Source organism: Geofilum rubicundum JCM 15548 (assembly GCF_000974365.1).
GTDB classification, from domain to species: Bacteria; Bacteroidota; Bacteroidia; order Bacteroidales; family Marinilabiliaceae; genus Geofilum; species Geofilum rubicundum.
Genome location: NZ_BAZW01000008.1, coordinates 71820 through 94287, shown reverse-complemented (window position 1 = coordinate 94287; position 22468 = coordinate 71820). Strand labels below are relative to the sequence as shown.

17 protein-coding genes are annotated in these 22468 nt (G+C 45.3%); 4 read left to right on the top strand and 13 right to left on the bottom strand.

What is annotated here, in order from left to right; genetic code table 11:
- Positions 1–452: 452 nt before the first annotated feature.
- Both JCM15548_RS06495 and JCM15548_RS06490 read left to right on the top strand, forming a co-directional pair.
- A complete protein-coding gene (locus JCM15548_RS06495) occupies positions 453–1253 on the top strand; it encodes a hypothetical protein (RefSeq protein ID WP_157482471.1) in 801 nt (266 codons plus the stop codon).
- A gap of 24 nt (positions 1254–1277) precedes the next feature.
- A complete protein-coding gene (locus JCM15548_RS06490; RefSeq protein ID WP_062123624.1) occupies positions 1278–2141 on the top strand; it encodes a hypothetical protein in 864 nt (287 codons plus the stop codon).
- Between the two features lie 119 nt (positions 2142–2260).
- Here the strand turns inward: JCM15548_RS06490 and JCM15548_RS06485 are convergent, their stop codons facing one another.
- The 10 genes from JCM15548_RS06485 to rsgA all read right to left on the bottom strand — a co-directional run bounded on the left by JCM15548_RS06485 (position 2261) and on the right by rsgA (position 12284).
- On the bottom strand, positions 2261–2992 hold the full coding sequence (locus tag JCM15548_RS06485) for a M48 family metallopeptidase (protein ID WP_062123623.1): 732 nt from the start codon (positions 2990–2992) through the stop codon (positions 2261–2263).
- 111 nt (positions 2993–3103) lie between these two features.
- Positions 3104–3886 (bottom strand): formate/nitrite transporter family protein, encoded by a 783-nt coding sequence (locus JCM15548_RS06480; RefSeq protein ID WP_062123622.1) that lies wholly within the window; start codon positions 3884–3886, stop codon positions 3104–3106.
- Between the two features lie 53 nt (positions 3887–3939).
- A complete protein-coding gene (pflA, locus tag JCM15548_RS06475; protein ID WP_062123621.1) occupies positions 3940–4665 on the bottom strand; it encodes a pyruvate formate-lyase-activating protein in 726 nt (241 codons plus the stop codon).
- 3 nt (positions 4666–4668) lie between these two features.
- On the bottom strand, positions 4669–6882 hold the full coding sequence (gene pflB, locus JCM15548_RS06470; protein ID WP_062123619.1) for a formate C-acetyltransferase: 2214 nt from the start codon (positions 6880–6882) through the stop codon (positions 4669–4671).
- 327 nt (positions 6883–7209) lie between these two features.
- A complete protein-coding gene (gene rpmF, locus JCM15548_RS21005; RefSeq protein WP_083985006.1) occupies positions 7210–7395 on the bottom strand; it encodes a 50S ribosomal protein L32 in 186 nt (61 codons plus the stop codon).
- Between the two features lie 12 nt (positions 7396–7407).
- On the bottom strand, positions 7408–7956 hold the full coding sequence (locus JCM15548_RS06465) for a YceD family protein (protein ID WP_157482469.1): 549 nt from the start codon (positions 7954–7956) through the stop codon (positions 7408–7410).
- 71 nt (positions 7957–8027) lie between these two features.
- The gene (locus tag JCM15548_RS06460) at positions 8028–9188 is read right to left on the bottom strand and encodes a sensor histidine kinase (protein ID WP_062123616.1); all 1161 of its coding nucleotides are present in this window, start codon (positions 9186–9188) and stop codon (positions 8028–8030) included.
- A gap of 85 nt (positions 9189–9273) precedes the next feature.
- Entirely contained in the window at positions 9274–10089 is an 816-nt protein-coding gene (locus JCM15548_RS06455; RefSeq protein WP_062123615.1) for a response regulator, read from the bottom strand.
- Entirely contained in the window at positions 10086–11327 is a 1242-nt protein-coding gene (locus tag JCM15548_RS06450) for an ATP-binding protein (protein ID WP_062123614.1), read from the bottom strand. Before JCM15548_RS06450 ends, JCM15548_RS06455 begins: the two co-directional genes overlap by 4 nt.
- A 30-nt stretch (positions 11328–11357) precedes the next feature.
- Positions 11358–12284, bottom strand: a complete 927-nt coding sequence (rsgA, locus tag JCM15548_RS06445; protein ID WP_062123613.1) for a ribosome small subunit-dependent GTPase A — start codon at positions 12282–12284, stop codon at positions 11358–11360.
- Between the two features lie 363 nt (positions 12285–12647).
- Here rsgA and JCM15548_RS06440 point away from each other — a divergent pair, with 363 nt between their 5' ends.
- Positions 12648–15737 carry a PAS domain S-box protein gene (locus JCM15548_RS06440; RefSeq protein WP_062123612.1) on the top strand — a complete coding sequence of 1030 codons (3090 nt, stop codon included), beginning with the start codon at positions 12648–12650 and terminating at the stop codon, positions 15735–15737.
- A 13-nt stretch (positions 15738–15750) separates the two neighbouring features.
- On the opposite strand, the gene dxs is transcribed toward JCM15548_RS06440, so the two are convergent.
- A complete protein-coding gene (gene dxs / locus JCM15548_RS06435) occupies positions 15751–17688 on the bottom strand; it encodes a 1-deoxy-D-xylulose-5-phosphate synthase (RefSeq protein ID WP_227625533.1) in 1938 nt (645 codons plus the stop codon).
- A 167-nt stretch (positions 17689–17855) separates the two neighbouring features.
- On the opposite strand from dxs, the gene JCM15548_RS06430 reads away from it, so the two are divergent.
- Positions 17856–18890: a radical SAM/SPASM domain-containing protein gene (locus JCM15548_RS06430; RefSeq protein ID WP_062123608.1), complete on the top strand. Its 1035-nt coding sequence runs from the start codon at positions 17856–17858 to the stop codon at positions 18888–18890.
- Positions 18891–18899: 9 nt separating this feature from the next.
- On the opposite strand, the gene JCM15548_RS06425 is transcribed toward JCM15548_RS06430, so the two are convergent.
- Positions 18900–20381, bottom strand: a complete 1482-nt coding sequence (locus JCM15548_RS06425) for a potassium/proton antiporter (protein ID WP_062123606.1) — start codon at positions 20379–20381, stop codon at positions 18900–18902.
- A 251-nt stretch (positions 20382–20632) separates the two neighbouring features.
- Positions 20633–22186: a glycine--tRNA ligase gene (locus JCM15548_RS06420; protein WP_062123604.1), complete on the bottom strand. Its 1554-nt coding sequence runs from the start codon at positions 22184–22186 to the stop codon at positions 20633–20635.
- Positions 22187–22468 lie beyond the last annotated feature (282 nt).

The window sequence follows — 22468 nt, the reverse complement described above, 5'->3', positions numbered from 1 at the left end:
ATAATAAAAACCCACCTGAATATATGGCTTTAAAAGCGATCTTTCCACGTGTATCCATAAAACCAAACATCCTTTTTGTCACCAAAAAACAACCATTCGTCAAACATTCAGAACCTTTTATCCAATAATTAGACTTATTTATCAATAGCGATTTGTTTTATGTTCAATGTATTACTTACTTTGCTGCCGTGAAAGAAAAAAGGTCTTAGGTTTTAATATTTGATTTTCAGAGTTTTATATATGTAATTATAGAAATAACCATTTTATTCATAGCGACATACCAGACACAAAAAGAAACTTCAACTAACTTAATGCAAAAATTACTTACAGACCTAAACAACCAAAATCAAAATGATTTATAATCTAAACACCTTATTTTCTTTTATTTAATTGTTTGAGAATAAATTTTTATTATTTTAAGTAACTCTAACCATTTATCGATTATGAAATTGATGAGATCAAATCTGATGGGCGTACTGCTTATGGCAGTGGCCATGTTCACAGTGAGCTGTGACGATGCTATTGAAACCTCCGGCTTGACTTTGGACCAGACACAGGAAGCCACAATTACTACTTACCTGTATGCCGAACTAGACAAAACGAGCCTCGGGCTCGAATTGGCGCCCAATGGTACAAAGGTCTTTGTATCGGTAGAGAACAGTGCATTCAATTCGAAAGCTTCCGGAAGCTGGATAGACACCGTTTATGTGCAAAACGGAATGATTGAATCAGTGGTTCCGGTCACCAGTGAAGGTGTAACCGTCAAAATTACGCCGGCAGATTTTATTCAGACCCAAGTGCAGGCCCACCATTCCACTTCAGAGACACTTTCAAAAATTTTCAAGGTCCCTGGTGGAAGTACGGTCGGTAATGTAAAGCCAGGAGAAAACCGCGTCCATGAAATCACCTATACAGACGAGGATTTTGACAATCTGGCAGAATTTGTGGCCAGACGTTTCACCATCTGGGCCATCACCAATGTGGAAGACGGCCTCAAAGAAGTGGCAGGTGCCGAAATCACCTTTTACAATGGCGACTGGTCGCAGACCGTTACAAGTAACTCAGTAGGCATCATTGAGGTCAGTCTACCAAAAAGCCAAACCACAACGGCCATCTTCACCTATGACAAGAAATGGGAAGTAGACAACAACAACCGTAAACTTTACCGCTACAGATCACAGGTGGCCAGCTACAATGAATCATCACCCGTATTGGGGGATTTGAATTTTGGTGCAGGAGAACTCTACGAATAAGAACCTAAAATTAAAAATAATCAAATGAGATTCATATATTCCATTCTTTTTCTGGGAACCATGGCGGTAGCGACCAATGCTCAGGAAGATTATTCAGGCGCTTTTGAGGAAGAGCCGGCTGTTGAAACAAAACGGGTGGCCAGTGATTACTTTCCGAAAGCTGGAGACATAGGCATTGGCTTTGATGCGGCGCCCTTTTTGAACTATTTGGGCAACGCCTTTAATGGCACGCAGGGAAACACTTTAAAGCTGGGTGACAACACGCTGTATTTTCGTTATTTCCTGACCGATCGGTCAGCTGCCAGACTGGCCCTCCGAATCAATTCCAATAAAGAGGTGAACAACTTCTATGTGGCGGATGATGCCGCACAAGTGACTGATCCCTTGAGCCAGAATCAGGTAGAAGACCGTCGTACCGAACTAAGTAACACTTACGAACTGCGGGCAGGTTACCAGGCATTCAGAGGCCGGAACCGTCTGCGCGGATTCTTTGGCGGAGATTTGTTCTTCCATTACAACAAATATTCAGAAGCCTTTGAATATGGTAATAACATGAACGAACTGAACCCTTCGCCAACCACAGCGGCCTACGCTGGCTCTCCTGCACGCCGCCCCCTTAACACCAATTCGGGGGCAACGGTAAGTCTGGGGTTGGGAGCCTTCACGGGCGCCGAGTACTACATCATGCCCAATGTGTGTATTGGTGCAGAACTGGGCCTCATTTATGCCCAGTCTCTGGGCAGCCAGCGCAACGCCCAATACGAAACCATGGTCAACTCCCTGTATGTGGTGGAAGATGTTGAAATAGCGCCCGGCGACCGGTCACGGAATCTGGACACCTCCTTTCCGTCCTCGTATGGCAACCTCTATCTGATGATACAGTTTTAAGATAACACCCCCTAACCCAAAATCCGATTGCAAAGGGACTGGCTGAAAAAGTCAGTCCCTTTATTTATGTTTTGATCCCTTGAAAATGTATAGAAAAAGGACTCTATGTTTATAAACCTTTAGTATATCCTGGTTCGGTATTGCTTCATCTCTCCATCCAACTCTCTGGCTTTGCCACTTGTGCAACGATCTACCAACTTCCAGAAAGCAGCACCATGGTTCTTCTCAATGGTATGACAAAGTTCGTGAATCAACACATAATCAATCAAATGATCCGGCAAGCGCATCAAATGCAAATTCAAATTGATGTTGTTGACATTGGAACAACTTCCCCATCTGCTCTTCAGATTTTTGATAAAAACCGCCCGGTAACAAAACTGAAACTGCCTGGCCAAAACCTGTAGACGAAAAGGCAGAAACCGCTTGGCTTCCCGTCGGAGCGCTTCTTCAATGCCGTATCGAATGGCCTCCTGAATGGGTCCGTTGGTAACCGGAAGATGCGCCGGGTACAGCACTTTTAAGACGCCATTGTATAAAAACAACCGGACATCGGAACGCTCGGATTTTTCAATTTTCAAACAAAAGGAACGGGAACGAAATGGGGTATGCTCATCAAAGATGGTAAATCCGCTTTCACGCTCTTCCATCTTTCGCCGCGTTTGAATCACCCATTCTTTTTTTTGATGGACAAATTCAATGGCAGACTGGATGGAATACCCCGGAGGAAACAAAACCTGCACCCCTTCCAGTGGTTTCAAACGAATGGAAAGTCGCTTACAGCGCTGATCGGAGCGAAACAGGACTTCGCCAATAGACTCGACATGGACGACGACAGGTAATTGCTTTGACATTTGCCAGGATCTTTAGGAGACAAAAATAAACATTCTCCACCACTTTTATCCACCACCCCTTGCTTCATCCATTTAATAAAGATTCATTCATGCCTAAAAGAAGGGGGTGCACTACCCTTTACCATAAACCAGTCCGTACAAAAGTCCGGTCAGCAGTGATCCACCCACAATATTGCCCAGGGTGGCAGGAAGAAGATTATCCAACAAAAAAGAGCCCCAGGTGACGTCAGCGCCATAAAAAATGGCGACAGGGATAAAAAACATATTGGCCACACTGTGCTCAAAACCCATAGCCACAAAGGCCATGACCGGAAACCAAATGGCCAGAATTTTGCCTGAAACATCCTGGGCGGCAAAGGCCAGCCAGACGGCCAGGGCTACCAACCAGTTGGCACCTATGCCTTTGGCAAAGACGGTAAAAAAAGAAGCGGAAGTCTTGGCTTCCGCAATACCGGTAACGCTTTCCAGCCAGGGAGAAGCAGCCAGCAAACCGGTCTGAAAAGCAAGCAGATAGGCTACAAACAAAGAACCAACAAAATTTCCGGCATAAACCAGGGACCAGTTTTTTAAAAGGGCGGAAAGGGGCATCCTGCGCGAGAGTAAAGGCGGCACAAAATAAGCCGTATTACCGGTAAACAAATCAGCACCTCCTATTACACATAAAATCAATCCCAGGGGAAAGACAGCACCCATCACCCATTTTTGCAATCCTGGATTTTCAGCGGCAACACCAGGCATACCGCCGCCCACCATCACGGCCAACAAACCACCCAAGGCAATGTAAGCGCCGGCCAAAAAGGCCAATATCAAAGTGTTTCGAACAGAAGTATGGCTTCGCAATAAAGCGGCATCAGTGGCTTTAGCGACCAACTCCCCGGGTGTAAAATAGGCCATTTTATCGAATTGTTTTAATCATTAGCGCGTTGTTCTTCCGGCACGTGGCGTTCTTAGTTGACCACAACCTCTTTCACGTAACCTTCGAAGATCTTTTTGGCAACATTCAGCTGTTCCGGCGTATTGGCAGACACCCCGGAAAGTTCGTAGGGCCAACCCAAAGATTCGTATTTATGTACGCCCAATTTGTGATAAGGTTGTATTTCCAGTTTCTCAATGTTATTCATACCCGTCAAGCGTCGCCCCAAAGCGTGTAAATCGGCCGGATCATCTGAATAACCGGGCACCAGCACATAACGAATCCATGTGCTCTGGTTGATTCCGGCCAAATAATCAGCAAAAGCCAGGGTGCGCTCGTTGGACACACCCGTCAGCTTTTTGTGCTTGCTACCATCGATGTGCTTAATATCCAGCAAAACCAAATCGGTATGTTCCAGCAAGGTTTTGGAAGCACTCGTCAGTATGCTGCCATTGGTATCGATACAGGTGTTGATGCCTTCCTCTTTTAGGCGGCGAAAGAGTTCTATCAGTTCCTTGGCCTGCATTAAGGGCTCCCCGCCCGACACCGTTACACCGCCCCTTTTTCCAAAAAAGGGCCGCTGACGTTGCGCCATTTGCACCAGCTCTTCCACCGCATAGGATTTACCTCCCTCGTAAGCAATGGTATCGGGATTGGCACAATACAAACATTTGAAGTTACATCCCTGCAGGAAAATAACCAAACGAATGCCGGGACCATCGTAGGTCCCGAGTGATTCTATGGAATGGACGTTCAGCACCGGTTAAATGGTTTCAAAGAAACTACGCGCAATGACATCCTGCTGCTGTGCACGGGTAAGACGGACAAAGTTGACGGCGTAACCGGATACCCGGATGGTCAGCTGCGGATAATTCTCCGGATGCTCCATGGCATCCTCCAACATTTCACGATTGAGCACATTCACATTCAAGTGGTGCGCATCTTTCGAAAAGTAACCATCCATAATAGACACCAAATTTTCTTTGCGTTGTTCTTTGTCCACCCCTAAAGTTTTGGGAACAATAGAAAAGGTATTGGAAATACCATCCAAAGAGTCCTTATAATCGATTTTAGAAACAGAACTCAAAGAAGCCACCGCTCCACTTTTATCACGTCCGTGCATGGGGTTGCCGCCGGGAGCAAAAGCCACGCCTTTGGCCCGCCCGTCGGGTGTGGCACCGGTTTTATGACCGTAAACCACATTCGAGGTAATGGTCAGTATCGAAAGCGTTGGTTCGGCATTTTTATAGGTCGGCAGCTCTTTTAGTAAACCATTGAAGTAAGCAGGGATCTCGGTGGCAAAGACATCCACACGATCGTCATCATTGCCATAGCAAGGGAACTCACCATCGATCACAAAATCGGTAGAGATACCTGCCTCATCACGCACCACTTTTACCTTGGCATGTCGGATGGCTGAAAAAGAATCGGCGACAATACTCAGTCCGGCAGCTCCATAGGCCAGGTTGACCTTAGGATTGGTGTCCACCAAAGCCATCTGCACTTTCTCGTAATAGTACTTATCGTGCATGTAATGAATGATGTTCATCGAGTCGTTGTAAACCCGTGCCACTTCCCTCATCGCCAGCTTGAAATTACCCATCACCTCATCGAAATCCAGTACCTCCGATTTCAATTCAGGTATATTTGGAATTACCTGCTTGCCCGATAATTCGCAACGCCCCCCGTTAATGGCCAACAATAAAGTCTTGGCCAGATTGGTACGCGCTCCGAAAAACTGTATCTGCTTTCCAATTTCCTGAAACGAAACACAACAGGCAATGCCATAATCATCACTGTTTCTGGTGCACTGCATCAAATCATCGTTCTCATATTGAATGGAAGAAGTATCAATGGACACCTGCGCGCAGAACTTTTTAAAGCCTTCGGGCAGTTGGGGCGACCACAACACGGTCATGTTGGGTTCAGGTGAGGGCCCTAAGTTGTAAAGGGTTTGTAAGAAACGGAAAGACGTTTTGGTCACCTTATGACGACCGTCGGCCAATCTGCCACCAATGGCCTCTGTTACCCAGGTAGGATCACCGGCAAAAATTTCATTGTAGGCATCCATGCGCAGGTGACGAACCATGCGCAACTTCATCACAAACTGATCGATCAGCTCCTGCGCAAAAGACTCACTGATGACGCCCATTTGAATGTCCTGCTCAATATAAATGTCCAGAAAGGAAGAAACATTCCCCAATGACATGGCAGCACCATCCTGCTCTTTAACGGCCGACAGGTAGGCCATATAAACCCACTGAACAGCCTCTGTGGCATTTTGTGCCGGGCGCGACAGATCCAGTCCGTAAATCTCACCCAACTTATTCAATTCTCCGAGCGCCTTGATTTGCTCCGCCACTTCTTCCCGCAGACGAATGCGCTCATCGTTCATGGGGCCGGTCAACCCCAGCATATCCAGTTTTTTGTTTTCAATCAAACGGTTGACGCCATATAAGGCCACCCGTCGGTAATCTCCGATGATGCGACCACGTGCATAATTGTCGGGCAAACCCGTTAGTATGCCCAACGACCGAAACAGGCGAATTTCGGGCGTATATACATCAAACACACCGTCATTGTGCGTCTTGGCATAGTTTCTGAAAATATCCTTCACCCGATCCGACACTTCAAGCCCGTGCTCCTGACAAGCCTTTTCTACTACAGCAATACCACCATAAGGTTTCATCGCCCTTTTTAACAGCTGATCGGTTTGCAAGCCAACAATGATTTCCTTATCCTTATCGATGTAACCGGCCGCGTGGGAAGCCACGCCGGATACCGTTTCGTTATCAATGGCCAAAACGCCATTGTTGGCACGCTCTTCGGAGATAGCGTCAAGGCATATTTTCCACAAATGATCGGTGCGCTCCGTGGCGTCACAAAGAAAATCGCCCTCTCCATCATAGGGACGCACATTTTTCAACACAAAGTCGCGAACATCAATCGCATTCTGCCAGTTTCCGGATTTAAACATTGCTTCAGATTTTAAGGTGTGTTTTCAACTATTATTACGCTAGTATTATCTGCAAGTTTCGTTTTTAACACATTTTTGCAATCCCGAGATTGCAATTGCAAATATAAAGAAAAATTTCCCTATTAATGATGCGCGACTCAAAAATTCTGATTTTTTAACTTAAAAGAAGGGATCCAGCCAAGACATCTCAAAATAAAAACAATGGGAATCCGCAATGGTTGAGTTCCATTTGGAGGATCCTTCGGAAGAGGTTTGAAATACGGTTATACAAGCAAAGGGCTGTCTTTTAGGACAGCCCCTTGCCAATTCTTTACAAGCATTAAAAATCTATGCTGTAACCTGCTTCTCTACAGCCAGTTTTCCTCTGTAGTAACCACATTCACCGCAAACGGTATGCAGTTTCACAGATGAGCCACAGTTTGAACATACACCCAGAGCAGGCATTGCTGCTTTGTAATGTGTTCTTCTTTTGTCTCTTCTGGTTTTCGAAATTTTTCTTTTAGGATGTGCCATTTTTCAACCTCTTTACTTGTGTTTATCAATTAATTTTTTCAACTCGTCCCATCTTGGATCGCTGTCATTTTCTTCATCCGATTCCGGTGCGGAATCGACCAAATACTCCGACAGCTTTTGAACCATATCGGGGTCACAAACTCTATTGCCATCCTCATCAAAAGGGTGAAGATGACGAATGGGCATTGAAGTAACCACTAAATCATACATCATTTGTGCTACATTCAACTCATGCTCCTCCCGGGGAAGTACGATAATTTCCTCTGAAGGTTCATCGTATACCTCACCAAATTTCACATACAACTTTGTCTGATAATCAATAGGTATTTCAACAGATTCCAGACAATTATCACAAACAGAGGTCACGCTTCCCGAAAAATCAAAATCAAGAATCATCATTTGCTGATCCTTTTTTAGGTCAATATGGGCCTCCACTTGCGCGTTTTCATAAAGGCTATTTTCGAAAAGAGCGAAAAAATCAGCATCAATGGAATAATCAAAGGTGTGATTTCCATCCTTAAGGCCTTTATAACCAATGTCATATTCTTTCAACTTTCTCACGTAACCCCCGGTAAAAACTGTGCAAAGTTATAAAAATAAAAGATGTGAAGAAAAAAAACAACCCTTTTTTCTTATTTATCTCCCGTAGGTAATACGATTCTAAATACACATCCTTTGCCAGGCGCGGAACTCAGAACGCTAATCTGTCCCCGGTGGTAGTGTTCTACAATACGCTTACTCAAGGTCAGCCCCAAGCCCCAACCCCTCACCTTGGTGCTATACCCCGGCTTAAAAACGGTCTTTTGCACGGCTCGCGTCATCCCTTTTCCGGTATCGGAGATATCCACAAAAATTTGCCTTTTTTGCTGATGCAGTTTAATGGCAATGGTTCCTTCTCCTTCCATGGCGTCAATGGCATTCTTGCATAAATTCTCAATAACCCACTCAAAAAGCGGTTTGCTTAAAGGTATAATGGGGTTGGTCAACAAACTCGTTTTTACCTGAAAACGGACCAGAGAAGAACTCCTGCGCCTTAAATAAGCGACCATTCCGTTGATGACCGCTTCAATGTCTTCAGGCGGAAGATCAGGCTTGGAGCCTATCTTGGAAAAGCGTGAGGTAATGGTTTGCAGGCGCTGAATGTCGTACCTCATCTCATTCACCAGTTCCGGATCGGCCTGCTTCATTTGCAAAACATCCATCCATCCCAGCAAGGAAGTGGTTGGGGTTCCCAACTGGTGGGCTGTTTCACGGGCCATACCTACCCATACCTGATCCTGTTCCCATTGACGGGTCGCACTGAAGGCGACATAGGCCACCAACATAAATATAAAAACCACCAGCAATTGGACTATCGGAAACCATTGCAACTTAACCAACAAAATGGAGTCGCTGTAGAAAATATACTGGTATTCTCCTTCACCCAGCTGCACCTGAATGGGCGGCTTAAAGCGCTTCATTTTTTCCAATTCCTTTTGCAGATAAGCCTCCTGCTTACTTTTGGGCAATTCAATATTTCGATGGAAAATAATCTGACTGCTGTCATCGGTAAGAATGACAGGGACGGTGGTGTTATTTCTGAGAATTTCAAGGATCAGCGCCATGGTCTCACCCGTGGAACCGTCCAGTGCCAATTGGCGATTGGCCTCCGCCCATAGCTCAATTTTCTTTTGCTCCTCCTCTTTCAATTCGTTGACCAGACGATTGGTATAGAAAAGCGAGGCGATGCTAATAACCGCCGCGCCAATAATAAGGAAGATCTTCCACCACTTTTTCCTGCTGTATATCTGCATACATTTATCGATTAATAAATCCTTCTACCAGGCAAACGCCATTTTAACGGTGGAATTATGCCGCCATCGATTTTTCTTCCAACTGCTAAAAGCAGATCTCAAGAATCTTTTGATTGACCTCCTCGCTTTTCAAGGGTTTAGACAAAAAATCTCTGATGCCATGGGCCAAATAATGGTTCATCGATTCATTGTTAACCTCTTCTTCAGAAATCATTAACAAAACAGGGCACCCCTGCCTCAACTGATTGATTTGTCCAATCGTCTCTGTTTCAGAATCGCGGGATTCAAGCAAAACAACATCTGCCTTCTGATCCCTTAAAAAACTTGTCACCTGTTCCATATTAGAAAAGAGGACGGTTTTATATCCCAATTTTTTAAGCAAGTTTCCCGTCACCTTTTGATTGAGAGCATTGCTTTCCACCACCATTACCGTCAAATCTTCAGGAATCGAAAGTCGGGCATTCTTCTCTCTCTCGCTCAAGGAAGGAAAATAATCCACAAAAAACTTCCGCAGATTGATTAAGGGAATCGGTTTCCTGAGATAGACATCTGCACCCAGACGTCGGGCCAAACTTGTATTGGCCGTATGGTAATCACTGCTCTGCACCAAGATAAGCAGGTCTTTATGTAGGTGATGGTTGTGTAGCTCCTGCAAAAAATCCAACCCGTTCAAATCATACCGGTGATCGATCACCATCAATTGATAATCCGGATTTCTTTTCAAATGACTTACGGTTTCCAGAGTAGGTGGTAACACCTTGAAATCCACACCCAGTGCTATGAAGTTTCGACTCAAAACCTGTACCTGCATGGGTTCGTCCGTAATAACCAGGGCCTTTATCTGCGCAAAGGAAAACACCTTCGAAAAATCCAGGTTTTTATGATATTTCCGCCATTTCATAGGATGGTAAAGCAAAACTCAGTGCCCGGAAATTCCGGATGAGAAGAAAGACCTGATGGACTATTGGCCCAAATCTCTCCGCCCATGAGCTGTACCAATTGTTTGGATATGGTGGTTCCCAGACCGGTTCCGCCAAATTTTCTGGCAGAAGAACTATCTGCCTGCGAAAAGGGCTCAAAAATAGTTTTGAGCTTCTGGGGTTGAATACCAATTCCGCTATCCTTCACTGAAAAAAGAATGGCCTGCCCACCGTTTGGCAATTTTCCGGGTTGGGCGGAAACTTCGATTTTACCGGTTGGGGTAAATTTTATGGCATTGTTGAGCAAACTATTGAAAACCTGTCGAATGCGCAAGGGATCACCAATAAAGTCGGAAGGCAAAGCCTGATCGAAACGGGTCATTAAATGAATACCCTTTTCGCGGGCCAAAGGAATAAAATCATTTACGATGGTCTTCGTTTCCTCCTTCAGGTTAAAGGGCATGGACTCTATTTCAAAATGACCGGCCTCCAGCTTACTGAAATCCAATATATCGTTGATCAGCGACAATAAAGTCTCTGCGGACCGCTTGGCCATATACGTTTTTTCCCGGTCGTCCCGCTGGAGGGTATGCGACCCAAGCAACAGATCGGTCATTCCAATGATGCCGTTCAAGGGGGTTCGCAACTCATGACTGATATTGGCAATGAATTCCGATTGGGACGTGCTTAGCAAGGAATCTGTTTTTTGAACAAAACCTGTCAGTTCATGGAAAAACTCAAAGACATATCTTTCCGATTGTAAGAAAATAGGGATTTTTTCATTGTTAATCAGTCTTTCAACCCCATTTACATCCTGAATGGTATATCGCACACCGGAGGCAGAAACGACCTTCTTTTCCAAAATCTGAAATCCGCCAAACAAGGCGTTTTCATCCAGCACATGGCCCTCTACCATTTCCATTTCTTCCAACTGAAAAAGGCGCGTGGCCGCCTTATTGATCATCCGGATGCGCTGGTGACTATCCACCAAAATAATGCCCACCGGCAAATAATGTAACACTTTATTTAAAGAACCCTCGGATTGGCGAATGCGGTTTTTTTCAACCAATTGTTTCCGCATGTGGTAAACATATACAAAAACAAATGCCAATAATACCACCAGTGAAGCTAAGATAATGGTCATCCCGTTATTGGATACAGAAAAGTTCCAACGAGAAACCCCATTAGTTAAAAGAAAGTCGGTTAAAAAGTAATTCATTCAAAATGGTTCATTAATATTTTGAAGGCTTCATCGGTATTTTTCGTCCTTATTCAGCAAAATACTGATGTAGCTATTGTACCGGGACAAAGCCACTTCCCCCTCTTCCACGGCCTTTTTAACGGAGCAGCCCGGTTCATGTAAATGGCTGCAGTTGTGAAACTGACATTGGTGCGAAAGGGCAAAAATCTCTCTAAAAAAATGATACAACTCCTCTTTCTCAATCATGATTAATCCAAAGCCTCTGATTCCGGGTGTGTCGATGACATATCCCCCAAATGAAAAGGGATGCATTTCGGCAAAGGTAGTTGTGTGCGTGCCCGTATGATGCGAGGGAGAAATCGCTTTGGTTTTAAGATTCAGACCGGGCTCCAGACGGTTGATCAATGTGCTTTTACCTACCCCGGAATGACCCGTAATAAGCGTGGTTTTATCCTTCAGAAGCGCCTTTATTTCTTCCAGATCCTCTTGCGTTTTGGCCGACAGGGACAATGTTTGATAGCCAATTTGTTCATAAACCGCTCTTAAATCAGACATCTGCTGAAGATGCCGGGCATCATAGCGATCTACCTTATTGAATAATAACAAAACAGGAATGTTATAGGCTTCAGCTGAAGTTAAAAAGCGGTCGATAAATATAGAGGTGGTAATTGGATAGTTGATGGTGACCAGCAGGATGGCCTGATCCACATTCGCAGCTAAGATGTGTGTTTGCTTGGATAAATTAGTGGCTTTACGTATGATGTAATTCTTACGGGGATGAATGTCAGAAATGACGCCTTCACCGGTGGTGGTATCCAGCTCGTAAGAAACCCGGTCGCCTACAGCGACCGGACTGGTACTTTTAAGTTCATCCAACCTCAATTTTCCTTTTAAGCGACAAGGAACAAGTGCTTCATCACCCGTTCGAACGATAAACCAACTTCCTGTCGATTTTATGACAACACCTTCCTTCATTTATCAATATATTAAATCCGGTCGAATACTTTCATGCTTGCTCCCCTTAAGCTACCATCATGAAACATAATAGAATGCAAACAATTACTTCTTTCCAAAATTAATTAATTTCAAACTTAATGCAACACATCCCAATCCTTTATTTTAGCGGGATTTTCATGTAAGACGTTTTTCGTATATATTTTGTTTAACGAACAAGCACGAATAGCCGGAACAGACCAGCCAGAGAATTCCTCCGTTCATCTTACATTTTCATGCAATTGTCAAAATTTATGTGTGCATTTAAACAATCTGTTATATCTTAGCAAAACATTGATAAGTAATTTCTTAGGTTTATAAACCGGTATTTTCAAGCGGTAAAGAATGAGTGAAAGCGCGTTAAAACAGACATCAGAAGAAGAGCTAAATGCCGAAAATAGAAAATTAAGGCATTTACTTAACAAAGTCTATAATCTGGGCGGAGAGTCCGGGGGCAGGGACGCTTCCTGCGACCTTTCCTACTACTTACCGCTGACGATCTCACGCATACTGACGCAGGATACGCCCTTTGACGAGCGCATACAGGAAGTTCTCAAATATTTGGGCGAATTTACCGCTGTGAGCCGGGCTTACGTATTTGAAAACTCGGACGACAACCTGTTTTGCTCCAACACCTATGAGTGGTGTGAGACCCCCGCTCAATCACAAATGCATCTTTTGCAAAAAATTGATTACAAGGATGTCCCTTCCTGGAAGAAATTGCTGGAGGAAAAAGGTTCCATTGAAGCTTACCGGGTAGAAACAGATTTGCCGCAGGACCTAACTTCCATTCTTGAATCTCAGTCGATTAAATCCATTCTGGTTTTCCCCCTGACTTCCGGATCGCAGCTATCCGGATTTATCGGATTTGATGAATGTTCGTTTCACCGGCGGTGGCTGGAAGTAGAAAAAGTCTTGCTGGCAACGGTGGCACGCCTGGTGAGTAATGCTTTTCAGCAACGGAATTCCATTCGACAAATTCGCCAATCGCTTCAAACTAAGCAATTTTTATTTGATATCGCTTCCCTGCTTAACAAGGCCGAAACATTAGAAAAATCCTTTTCGCCCATTGCGGAAAAAATCACTAAAACCTGGAACCTGGAAGGCTTTGCCCTCTACTACAAAAACACGCCCGACCTCAACCATTTTGAGATGGCCGCCTACTCCACTTCCACAGAAGTTTCCGATTGGACCTTTCCCCTTCAGCTCACATTGCCTGCTGAATTCCCTTTCATCACCCTTCCCAATGATCAGGCCCTTGAGCTTTGCCAACAACCCCGGCAGGCGGCTGCCAGAAAAGCGGCTGGCTTTAGTGAACATAGCTGTTTGGTGGCCGGCATCCGAACCTACAATGGGCCCAATGGCATCATGGTGCTCAAATGGAGCAAGGCCGAAAGCACCACACCTCTTGATTATCAATTAATAGAAACCATCAGCGGCATGATTGCCCGGCAATTGGACCACCGAATGTCAGAAATCAGCAACCGCCGCCACCATGAAAAGATCCTCAGTATCAACGAGCAACTGGCAGAAAAAGAACAATTTTTAAACAACATCATAAAGGCAGCACCCATTGGCATTCTGCTGGTGAAAGACCGGATTATCCACTATCTCAACGATAAGGTGACTCAATCAAGCGGCTATGAAAGAGAAGAACTCATTGGCAAGCACTTTTCCGAGCTTTATTATCCACAATTTGAAGATGACGACAGAATTCAAAAATTCTATTCAGAAATTGTGCAAAACGGCGTAAGCGCCATTGATGTGAAATTGAGAAAGAAAACCGGTGAACCCTTATTTTATCAGGTTACCGGAACGCCGGGACCGGGGTTTGAAACAGATGGCTACTTCTTGTTGATTGGACAGGACATGACCCAGATAAAGGCGGTGGAAAATGACCTGATAGATAGTGAGGAACGTAACCGGAAAATCATTGAAACCAATGTGGATGGCATTTTCATCATCAGTCAAAACAACCAGTTGGTATATGTCAACAAGGCCGGCTGTGATTTAACCGGTTATCATCAAAAGGAAATCACCACGCTGTCACCAACGGCCTTTTTCCCTTCCAATACCGCCTTAAAAGATTACCTCTCCATCATGCAAAAATTGCGAGAAGGTGATTCTTTTAAAGGAGACACCCACATTACCCATAAAAATGGCAGCATCATTCAGGTGGAAGTCAATGCCAATGTCCTATCCTTACACGGCAGCGACCATTTTTATTTTAACATCCACGATATCACGAAAAGAAAACAAACCGAAATAGAATTATTACTGGCCAAGGAAAAGGCAGAAGCGGCAGATCGCCTCAAATCCTCCTTCCTGGCCAATATGAGTCATGAAATCCGAACCCCGCTCAATGCCATTGTTGGCTTTTCGAACCTGCTGGGGGAAACCGAACATGAACATGAATTACGTGAGGAATTTGTATCGCTTATCAACACCAGCGCCGATTCACTCATGGCCATCATCAACGATGTGATTGACCTGTCGAAAATTGAAAGCGGTTTCTTAGAAATAAAAAACACAACGGTTGGCATAGATAGCATTCTTAGAGCCATACATGCCAATTATCAAAGAAAAATAGAAAAGGAACAAATCGAGGCCTTCCAATTGCATCTGGAATTACCCCGCTCTGACCACGAAACGGTTTATGTCAATGCCGACCAGTCCAGATTACTTCAGGTCATAAATTATTTGATGGACAATGCCTTCAAATTCATTGAAAGGGGACATATCACGCTGGGTTTCGAACTCCTCCACCGCGAGGTACGTATTTTTGTAAAAGACACGGGTATTGGCATCTCTCCCGACAAACAAAGTATCGTATTCGAGGCCTTCAGACAGGAGGATGAGACCCATTCCAAAAAGCATGGCGGAACCGGCCTGGGTCTCGCGCTCTGTAAAAAACTGACCGAAGCCATGGGTGGTCGTATTGGTCTTGTTTCTGAAAAGGGTAAAGGCTCTGAGTTTTTCCTGACCCTTAATCAAACGACCCCTGTCGAAAAACAAGCACCGAAGATTCAGGTATCAAAACCCCTTGGTCTGAACATCCCCAATTGGAACAACCGGATGATTCTGTTGGTGGATGATAACAGCTCGGTTCATATGCAAATGAAGAAGCTTCTGGAGAAAACCCACATCACCATTCTATCTGCCCGCTCTGGCGCGGCTGCGCGACAGTTGCTCATGAACCGGAAGGACATTGATGCGGTGATTATGAACGATTATTTACCGGATATTGAACCGGCCAATCTGGCCAACGAATTACGGGCCGCACAGATCAATATACCTTTATTTCTTCAGTCGGGAGATGACCAGACCAGCAAGCGGGATTATTACAGGCAAAAAGGCTTCACGGATTGTGTGAATGAACCCATTTTGTCGAACGATATTTATAAAACCATCGGGTCGATGTTTGAGCCGGTGTAAACCGGCTTATTTTTCAACTACCAAGTGCGGCTTTCATTTCAAGGATGGCCTGCTTCATACTCTCCATATCCAGCCCCACTTCCTTAAACAATTCCATCTGCGAACCATGCTCAATAATCCGGTCGGGTACGCCAAGACGCTTTACCGGACAATGATAGCCATGGTCTGCCATAAACTCAATGACCGCCGTTCCCATGCCGCCCACAATGGTGCCATCCTCAATGGTAACAATGGCTTTATAGTCACTGAAAACCTCGTGTAACAGATCCGTATCAAGCGGCTTAACAAAGCGCATATCGTAATGCCCCACCTGCAAGCCGTTCGATGCCAGCGCCTCACAAACACGTCCCGCTTTAACCCCCAAGGGACCAATGGTAAGAACAGCGATTTCCTCACCTTTTCGCAAACAACGGCCTTTACCCACCTGGATTTGCTCAAAGGGTCGTTGCCAGATTTCATGACTCCCCACCCCCCGGGGATAACGAATGGAAAAGGGCCCCTGATCGGGCAATTGAGCCGTGTACATCAGATTGCGTAATTCGATTTCATCCATCGGGGATGAAACCACCAGATTGGGGACACTGCGCAGAAAGGACAAATCGTACACCCCGTGATGCGTGGCACCGTCTGCCCCCACCAATCCGCCTCTGTCGAGACAAAAAACCACATTCAAATTCTGAATGGCCACATCATGAACCACCTGGTCATAAGCCCGCTGCATAAAAGAAGAATAAATGTTGCAAAAGGGCACCATACCTGAAATGGCCAATCCGGCCGAAAAAGTGACTGCATGTTGTTCGGCAATGCCCACATCAAAAGCCCGATCGGGCATGGCCTGCATCATAATATTCAAACTGCAACCCGAAGGCATGGCAGGGGTTATTCCTACAATTTTCTCATTTTGGCGGGCCAATTCAACAATGGTGTGACCAAAAATTTCCTGAAACTTAAGCGGCTTGACTTTATCAGAACCCACTTCCTCTTCAAACAAGCCGGTCACTTTATCGAAGCGGCCTCTGGGGGCATGCCAGGCCGTTTGATTTTCCTCAGCCAGTTTAAAACCCTTTCCTTTTTTGGTGATGACATGCAACACCTTCGGTCCGGGGATATCTTTCAAGTCTTTCAACACGCTGGTAAGATGCGCAATATCATGGCCATCCACCGGCCCGAAATAACGAACATTCAAACCCTCAAAGATATTGGTCTGACGTGTTAACAAATTTTTGATGCTGTTGTTGATTTTGACAATCATCTCCTTGGAGCGGGGGCCTGCCAGTTTCAACTTGCCCAGACCTTTGAAAATTTCCCGGCGGACCTTGTTATAGGTGTGACTGGTGGCGATATCCACCAGATATTCACTAAAGCCTCCCACATTGGGGTCAATGGCCATATTGTTATCGTTCAGGATCACCAACACATTGGCCTGCATCGAGGCCAGGTTATTCAGACCCTCGAAGGCCAATCCGGCCGTCATGGAACCATCGCCAATGACCGCCACCACTTGGCGGTTGGTTAAACCCTGCTGCTTAAACGAAGTAGCCATACCTAACGCAGCGGATATACTAGTAGATGAATGGCCTACGCCAAAAGCATCATAAACGCTCTCTGTAATATTGGGAAAACCACTGATCCCCTTATATTTTCGATTGGTGTGGAAGGAAGTGCGACGACCGGTCAGAATTTTATGGCCATAGGCCTGGTGACCTACGTCCCAAATCAGCTTATCATCCGGGGTGTTCAACACATAGTGAAGTGCCACGGTTAACTCAACCACCCCCAGGCTGGCGCCAAAATGAGCAGGATTGCAAGATACGGCGTCAATAATGAACTCACGCAACTCTTTACAAACCTGTAACAATTTCTCCTCGGGGAGCTTTCTCAGATCAAATGGTGAATTGATTTGTTCCAGTAGGGGGTAACCGGCCTCTTCCATTCCTGTTAAGATTCTCAATTTGCTAATGTTGCAAATATAACACTTTGTTAACAGATAGTTTCAACCGGCCAATAATTGTTTACAGTTAAGAACCGGTCTAAGTTGAAATTTTTTAGTTATTTTATCCCTGAACAAAGACGCATTTTAAACCTTAATAGCGAAGGATGTTCTAAATCATCGATGGTATGTGGATTTCGAAAAGTCAAATGGTGGCACATGCATGGACCACGCTTCAATACCTTAGCTGGCAGCGTGTATGGAACGTGTTTCTGCTACTCAGCAGTTTTTACTGGTCCAGAATGCTGGGCCGGCCACATATCAAGGGCACGCCCTGGTCGCTATCTGTGGAGCCATCGGGACAATGCAACCTGCAGTGCCCGGAATGTCCGGTTGGTGCCGGCGTTCTCACCAGAAAAGCGGGCATGCTGACCCCCTCGCTGTTTCAAAAAATGGTCAGTGACAGTGGTCCGCAACTGGCCTACCTCAATCTTTATTTCCAGGGGGAGCCCTTGCTTAACCGACAAATAGAGGAAATCATAAACATCGCCCGGGAACACCGCATCTATACCTCCATGAGCACCAACGGTCATCAATTGACGCCACAAAAGTGCGAAGGGCTGATAAACAGCGGACTGACCAAATTGATTGTTTCGGTGGACGGACTCACCCGGGAAAGCTATTCGCGCTACCGCAAGGGAGGAGATTTAGAAAAAGTCAAGCAGGGCATCAGAACTTTTATCCGACAAAGAGCAGCCTTGAAAAGCAAAACGCCCTTTCTGGTCGTTCAATTTCTGGTGTTTGCACACAACGAGCATGAAATTCCGGAACTCAAAAAATGGTGTCGGAATATGGGGGTGGACAAATTGGAGCTGAAATCGGCCCAGTTTTACGACTTTGGCAACGAAGAGGTCAAGCCTCCTTCCAATAATAAATATTCGCGTTACTACCCGGTCCGGGATAATCAACTGACCCTGAAAGGAAAACCATACAACCATTGTTACAAACAATGGGGTTCTGCGGTGGTATCCTGGGACGGTCAAATGGCCCCGTGTTGTTACGACAAAGACCTGGATTTTTCACCGGGCAACATCCGAAACCAAACTTTAAAAACCATCTGGAAAAACGGATCATTGCACCAGTTCCGAAAACAAATACTGAAAGACAAGTCCGCTCTGGAAATGTGCAGAAATTGCCCCGAAGGCCGTCAATGGATCATTTAGCATACCTCTTTAATCCTCCTCACCAAAAGGTAACAAGCAGACCTTGGATAAGGCGTCCGACAAACTTTCACGCGTTTCGGCCAGCATCATTAAGGTATCGTGGGGTTCAATCATGGTATGGCCATTCGGTGTAATAAACTTCCCTTCCCGCTTGATCATCACAATCAAGGCCGTCTTGGGAAAATTCAGTTCCAGAATCTTCTTATGAACGGCGGGACTGTCTTCGGCCACATCCACTTCTGTAATTTCTGATTTGACACTGTCTGATAATTCAATATCCACTGGTGTTCGCCGACGCAACCTGTGTGGCAAGGCGACATGCAGCCATTTGGACATCAAAGGCAAAGTGGTCCCTTGAATCAGCACCGAAAAAATGGTGATAAAAAACACCAGATTGAAAATGATGGGGGCTTTGTCCAAACCTATAAGCATGGGATAAGTGGCAAAAACAATGGGCACAGCCCCTCTCAATCCCACCCAGGAAATAAAAAGGCGGTCACGTTGATGCATTTTAAAAGGCAGTAGCGACAGTACCACGGCCAGGGGCCGTGCCACAAAAATCAGAAACAGTGAAATCAGGACGCCCGGGACAATCAACGGAAGCATCTGAGAGGGAAAAACCAATAATCCCAGGGTGAGAAATAGAATAATTTGCATCAGCCAGGCGATACCATCGAAGAACTTGATGAGCGTTTTTTTATGAATCAATTCCCGATTTCCCAGAAAAACACCGCAAATATAGACCGCCAAAAAACCATTGCCCGATAAAAGCTGGGTAGCAGAAAAAGTAAGAATTACCAATGCCAGCACCAGCACCGGGTAAAGGCCGTCATAATCCAACTTGATCCGATTAATCACCATCTGCCCCAATTTGCCCATGCCAAAACCCATCAGGGCCCCCACCGAGAACTGCAGAAAAAACAGGGGAACGATCGACCACAGGGTCTTGTCGGGCGACTGCGTCAATGAAATCAGGGAAACCGTCAGGAAGTAAGCCATGGGATCATTGCTGCCACTTTCCAGCTCCAGGGTTGGGCGAATCTGGCCTTTAAGGTTGACACTTTTTGACCGGAGAATGGAAAACACAGCAGCGGCATCGGTCGATGACACAATGGCTCCCAACAATAAGGCCTCCAAAAAAGAAAAGGAAGTAAAATACCAGACCACCAGCGCCACCAGTCCCGCCGTCACCACCACACCCACCGTTGACAGCATAATCCCCTTTCCAATAACAGGTCGGATGCTCTTCCAGCGCGTATCAAACCCACCTGAAAACAAAATGTAGTTCAGGGAGATGATGCCAATGGTTTGTGCCAGTCCCGGATCATCAAAGTCAATCTGGCCAATGCCCTCACTACCGGCCAACACCCCAATCAACAAGAACAGCAGAAGCGTTGGAATGCCCAGTCTGTAAGATGTTTTACCCGCCAAAATACTTATAAACAACAGCATCGCCACCAACAGCAGTCCATTCTCCAGGGATATGTCCATCAAAAAACAATTTAAGTTAAACGGTTCGTTTATTGACCATACTACTTGAATATATAGCCATTATAAACGCATGAATCACAAGATACATATAGAATCATTCTTTTTCAATTGGCAACACAAATAAAAGGCCGTACTCCTAAAGAACGGCCTTTTATTATTAATCTGTCAACCAAATATCTGGATCACTCAATGCTCCAAACAACCATTTCAATGACCCGCTTCAAAAGTTCTAAACCTGGCCAGGCGTTTCCTTACTTAAGGCTCTTGAACAACTCCGTCATGCTCACCTGATCGCCGATCAGATGCTTCAGGTCGGCTATTTTCACACGCTCCTGTTTCATGGTATCCCGGTAACGGATGGTCACCGTCTGATCCGCAGCTGAATCATGGTCAATGGTGATACAGAAGGGTGTACCTATGGCGTCATGACGACGGTAGCGCTTACCAATGGAGTCTTTCTCGTCGTACTGACAATTGAAATGGTATTTCAGATCGTCCATAATGGCACGGGCCATATCGGGCAAACCATCCTTTTTCATCAAAGGCAACACCGCCAGCTTAACGGGAGCCAACACCGGCGGCAACTTCATAACCACCCGACTTTCCTTCTTCCCGTCTTTTCCTTCCACCTCTTCCTCACAATAAGCACCGGCCATGATACTCAAAAACATCCGATCCACACCAATGGATGTTTCTATCACGTAAGGCACATAGCTCTCATTGCGCTCCGGATCGAAGTAGGTAATTTTTTTACCTGAGAACTCCTGGTGCTGCGTCAAGTCAAAATCCGTCCGTGAGTGAATCCCTTCCACCTCTTTGAAGCCAAAAGGCATTTCGTACTCAATGTCGGTAGCAGCATTGGCGTAATGCGCCAATTTATCATGGTCGTGAAAACGGTATTTATGGTCGCCCATGCCCAGCGACTTGTGCCACTTCATACGGGCAGCTTTCCACTTTTCAAACCACGCCAACTCTTCACCGGGGGGAACGAAAAATTGCATCTCCATCTGCTCAAATTCCCGCATACGGAAAATAAACTGACGGGCCACAATCTCGTTACGGAAGGCTTTACCAATCTGAGCGATACCAAAAGGCAGCTTCATGCGGCCGGTTTTTTGCACATTCAGGAAATTCACAAAAATGCCCTGGGCCGTTTCGGGACGCAGAAATATTTTCAAAGCCCCATCTGCCGTAGATCCCATCTCGGTAGAAAACATCAGGTTAAACTGACGCACATCGGTCCAGTTTTTAGTGCCCGAAATGGGACAAACCACCTCGTAGTCGACAATAATCTGACGCAACTCTGTCAGGTCGTTATCATTCAAGGCCTTAACAAAACGGGCATGAATCTCTTCCTTCTTTTTCTGGTTCTCCTGGATCCGGGGATTGGTTTCCCGGAACATTTTCTCATCAAAGCTGTCCCCAAATTTTTTGGCGGCCTTTTCCACCTCTTTGTCCATTTTGCCATCGTACTTGGCCATCAAATCTTCAATGAGCACATCCGCACGGTAGCGTTTCTTACTGTCTTTGTTGTCAATCAAAGGATCGTTAAAAGCATCCACATGGCCCGAGGCTTTCCACACAGTGGGGTGCATAAATATGGCAGAATCAAGCCCCACCACATTTTCATGGAGCAAAACCATGGAGTCCCACCAATATTTTTTGATGTTGTTCTTCAATTCAACGCCATTCTGACCGTAGTCGTAAACAGCTCCCAAACCGTCATAAATCTCGCTGCTTTGAAAAACAAACCCATACTCTTTACTATGGGCTACCAATTTCTTAAACACATCTTCCTGAGCCATAATGCTAAATCTTTATATCTGTTATATTATATTTTCTATTTCAAATACCACTGATTTGAACCGGGGATTTCCAACATGGACCATAAAAAATCCGACAAAAAATCCCAGCCTCGCCATGCAAAAGCGCAAAAATAGGCAAAAAATCAGTTTTACAACAATTTAAAGCCAATTAGTTAGCGCCCACACACAAACTCAAAGCGGTCTTCCTTTTTTACTTATAATCTGCTTGGTTTTATGCGTTATGCCTCTTTTTTTATACCAGCTCCGTTCATTAACTATTGC

Bases quoted from the DNA above. Each gene is read 5' to 3' on its own strand.
- pflB (WP_062123619.1), bottom strand. From the start codon at position 6,882: ATGTTTAAATCCGGAAACTGGCAGAATGCGATTGATGTTCGCGACTTT.
- JCM15548_RS06420 (WP_062123604.1), bottom strand. From the start codon at position 22,186: ATGGCTCAGGAAGATGTGTTTAAGAAATTGGTAGCCCATAGTAAAGAG.
- JCM15548_RS06455 (WP_062123615.1), bottom strand. From the start codon at position 10,089: ATGAAATGGCGGAAATATCATAAAAACCTGGATTTTTCGAAGGTGTTT.
- rpmF (WP_083985006.1), bottom strand. From the start codon at position 7,395: ATGGCACATCCTAAAAGAAAAATTTCGAAAACCAGAAGAGACAAAAGA.
- JCM15548_RS06495 (WP_157482471.1), top strand. From the start codon at position 453: ATGAGATCAAATCTGATGGGCGTACTGCTTATGGCAGTGGCCATGTTC.
- JCM15548_RS06440 (WP_062123612.1), top strand. From the start codon at position 12,648: ATGAGTGAAAGCGCGTTAAAACAGACATCAGAAGAAGAGCTAAATGCC.
- JCM15548_RS06430 (WP_062123608.1), top strand. From the start codon at position 17,856: ATGTGGATTTCGAAAAGTCAAATGGTGGCACATGCATGGACCACGCTT.
- JCM15548_RS06485 (WP_062123623.1), bottom strand. From the start codon at position 2,992: ATGTCAAAGCAATTACCTGTCGTCGTCCATGTCGAGTCTATTGGCGAA.
- rsgA (WP_062123613.1), bottom strand. From the start codon at position 12,284: ATGAAGGAAGGTGTTGTCATAAAATCGACAGGAAGTTGGTTTATCGTT.
- JCM15548_RS06450 (WP_062123614.1), bottom strand. From the start codon at position 11,327: ATGAATTACTTTTTAACCGACTTTCTTTTAACTAATGGGGTTTCTCGT.
- JCM15548_RS06425 (WP_062123606.1), bottom strand. From the start codon at position 20,381: ATGGACATATCCCTGGAGAATGGACTGCTGTTGGTGGCGATGCTGTTG.
- JCM15548_RS06490 (WP_062123624.1), top strand. From the start codon at position 1,278: ATGAGATTCATATATTCCATTCTTTTTCTGGGAACCATGGCGGTAGCG.
- JCM15548_RS06480 (WP_062123622.1), bottom strand. From the start codon at position 3,886: ATGGCCTATTTTACACCCGGGGAGTTGGTCGCTAAAGCCACTGATGCC.
- JCM15548_RS06460 (WP_062123616.1), bottom strand. From the start codon at position 9,188: ATGCAGATATACAGCAGGAAAAAGTGGTGGAAGATCTTCCTTATTATT.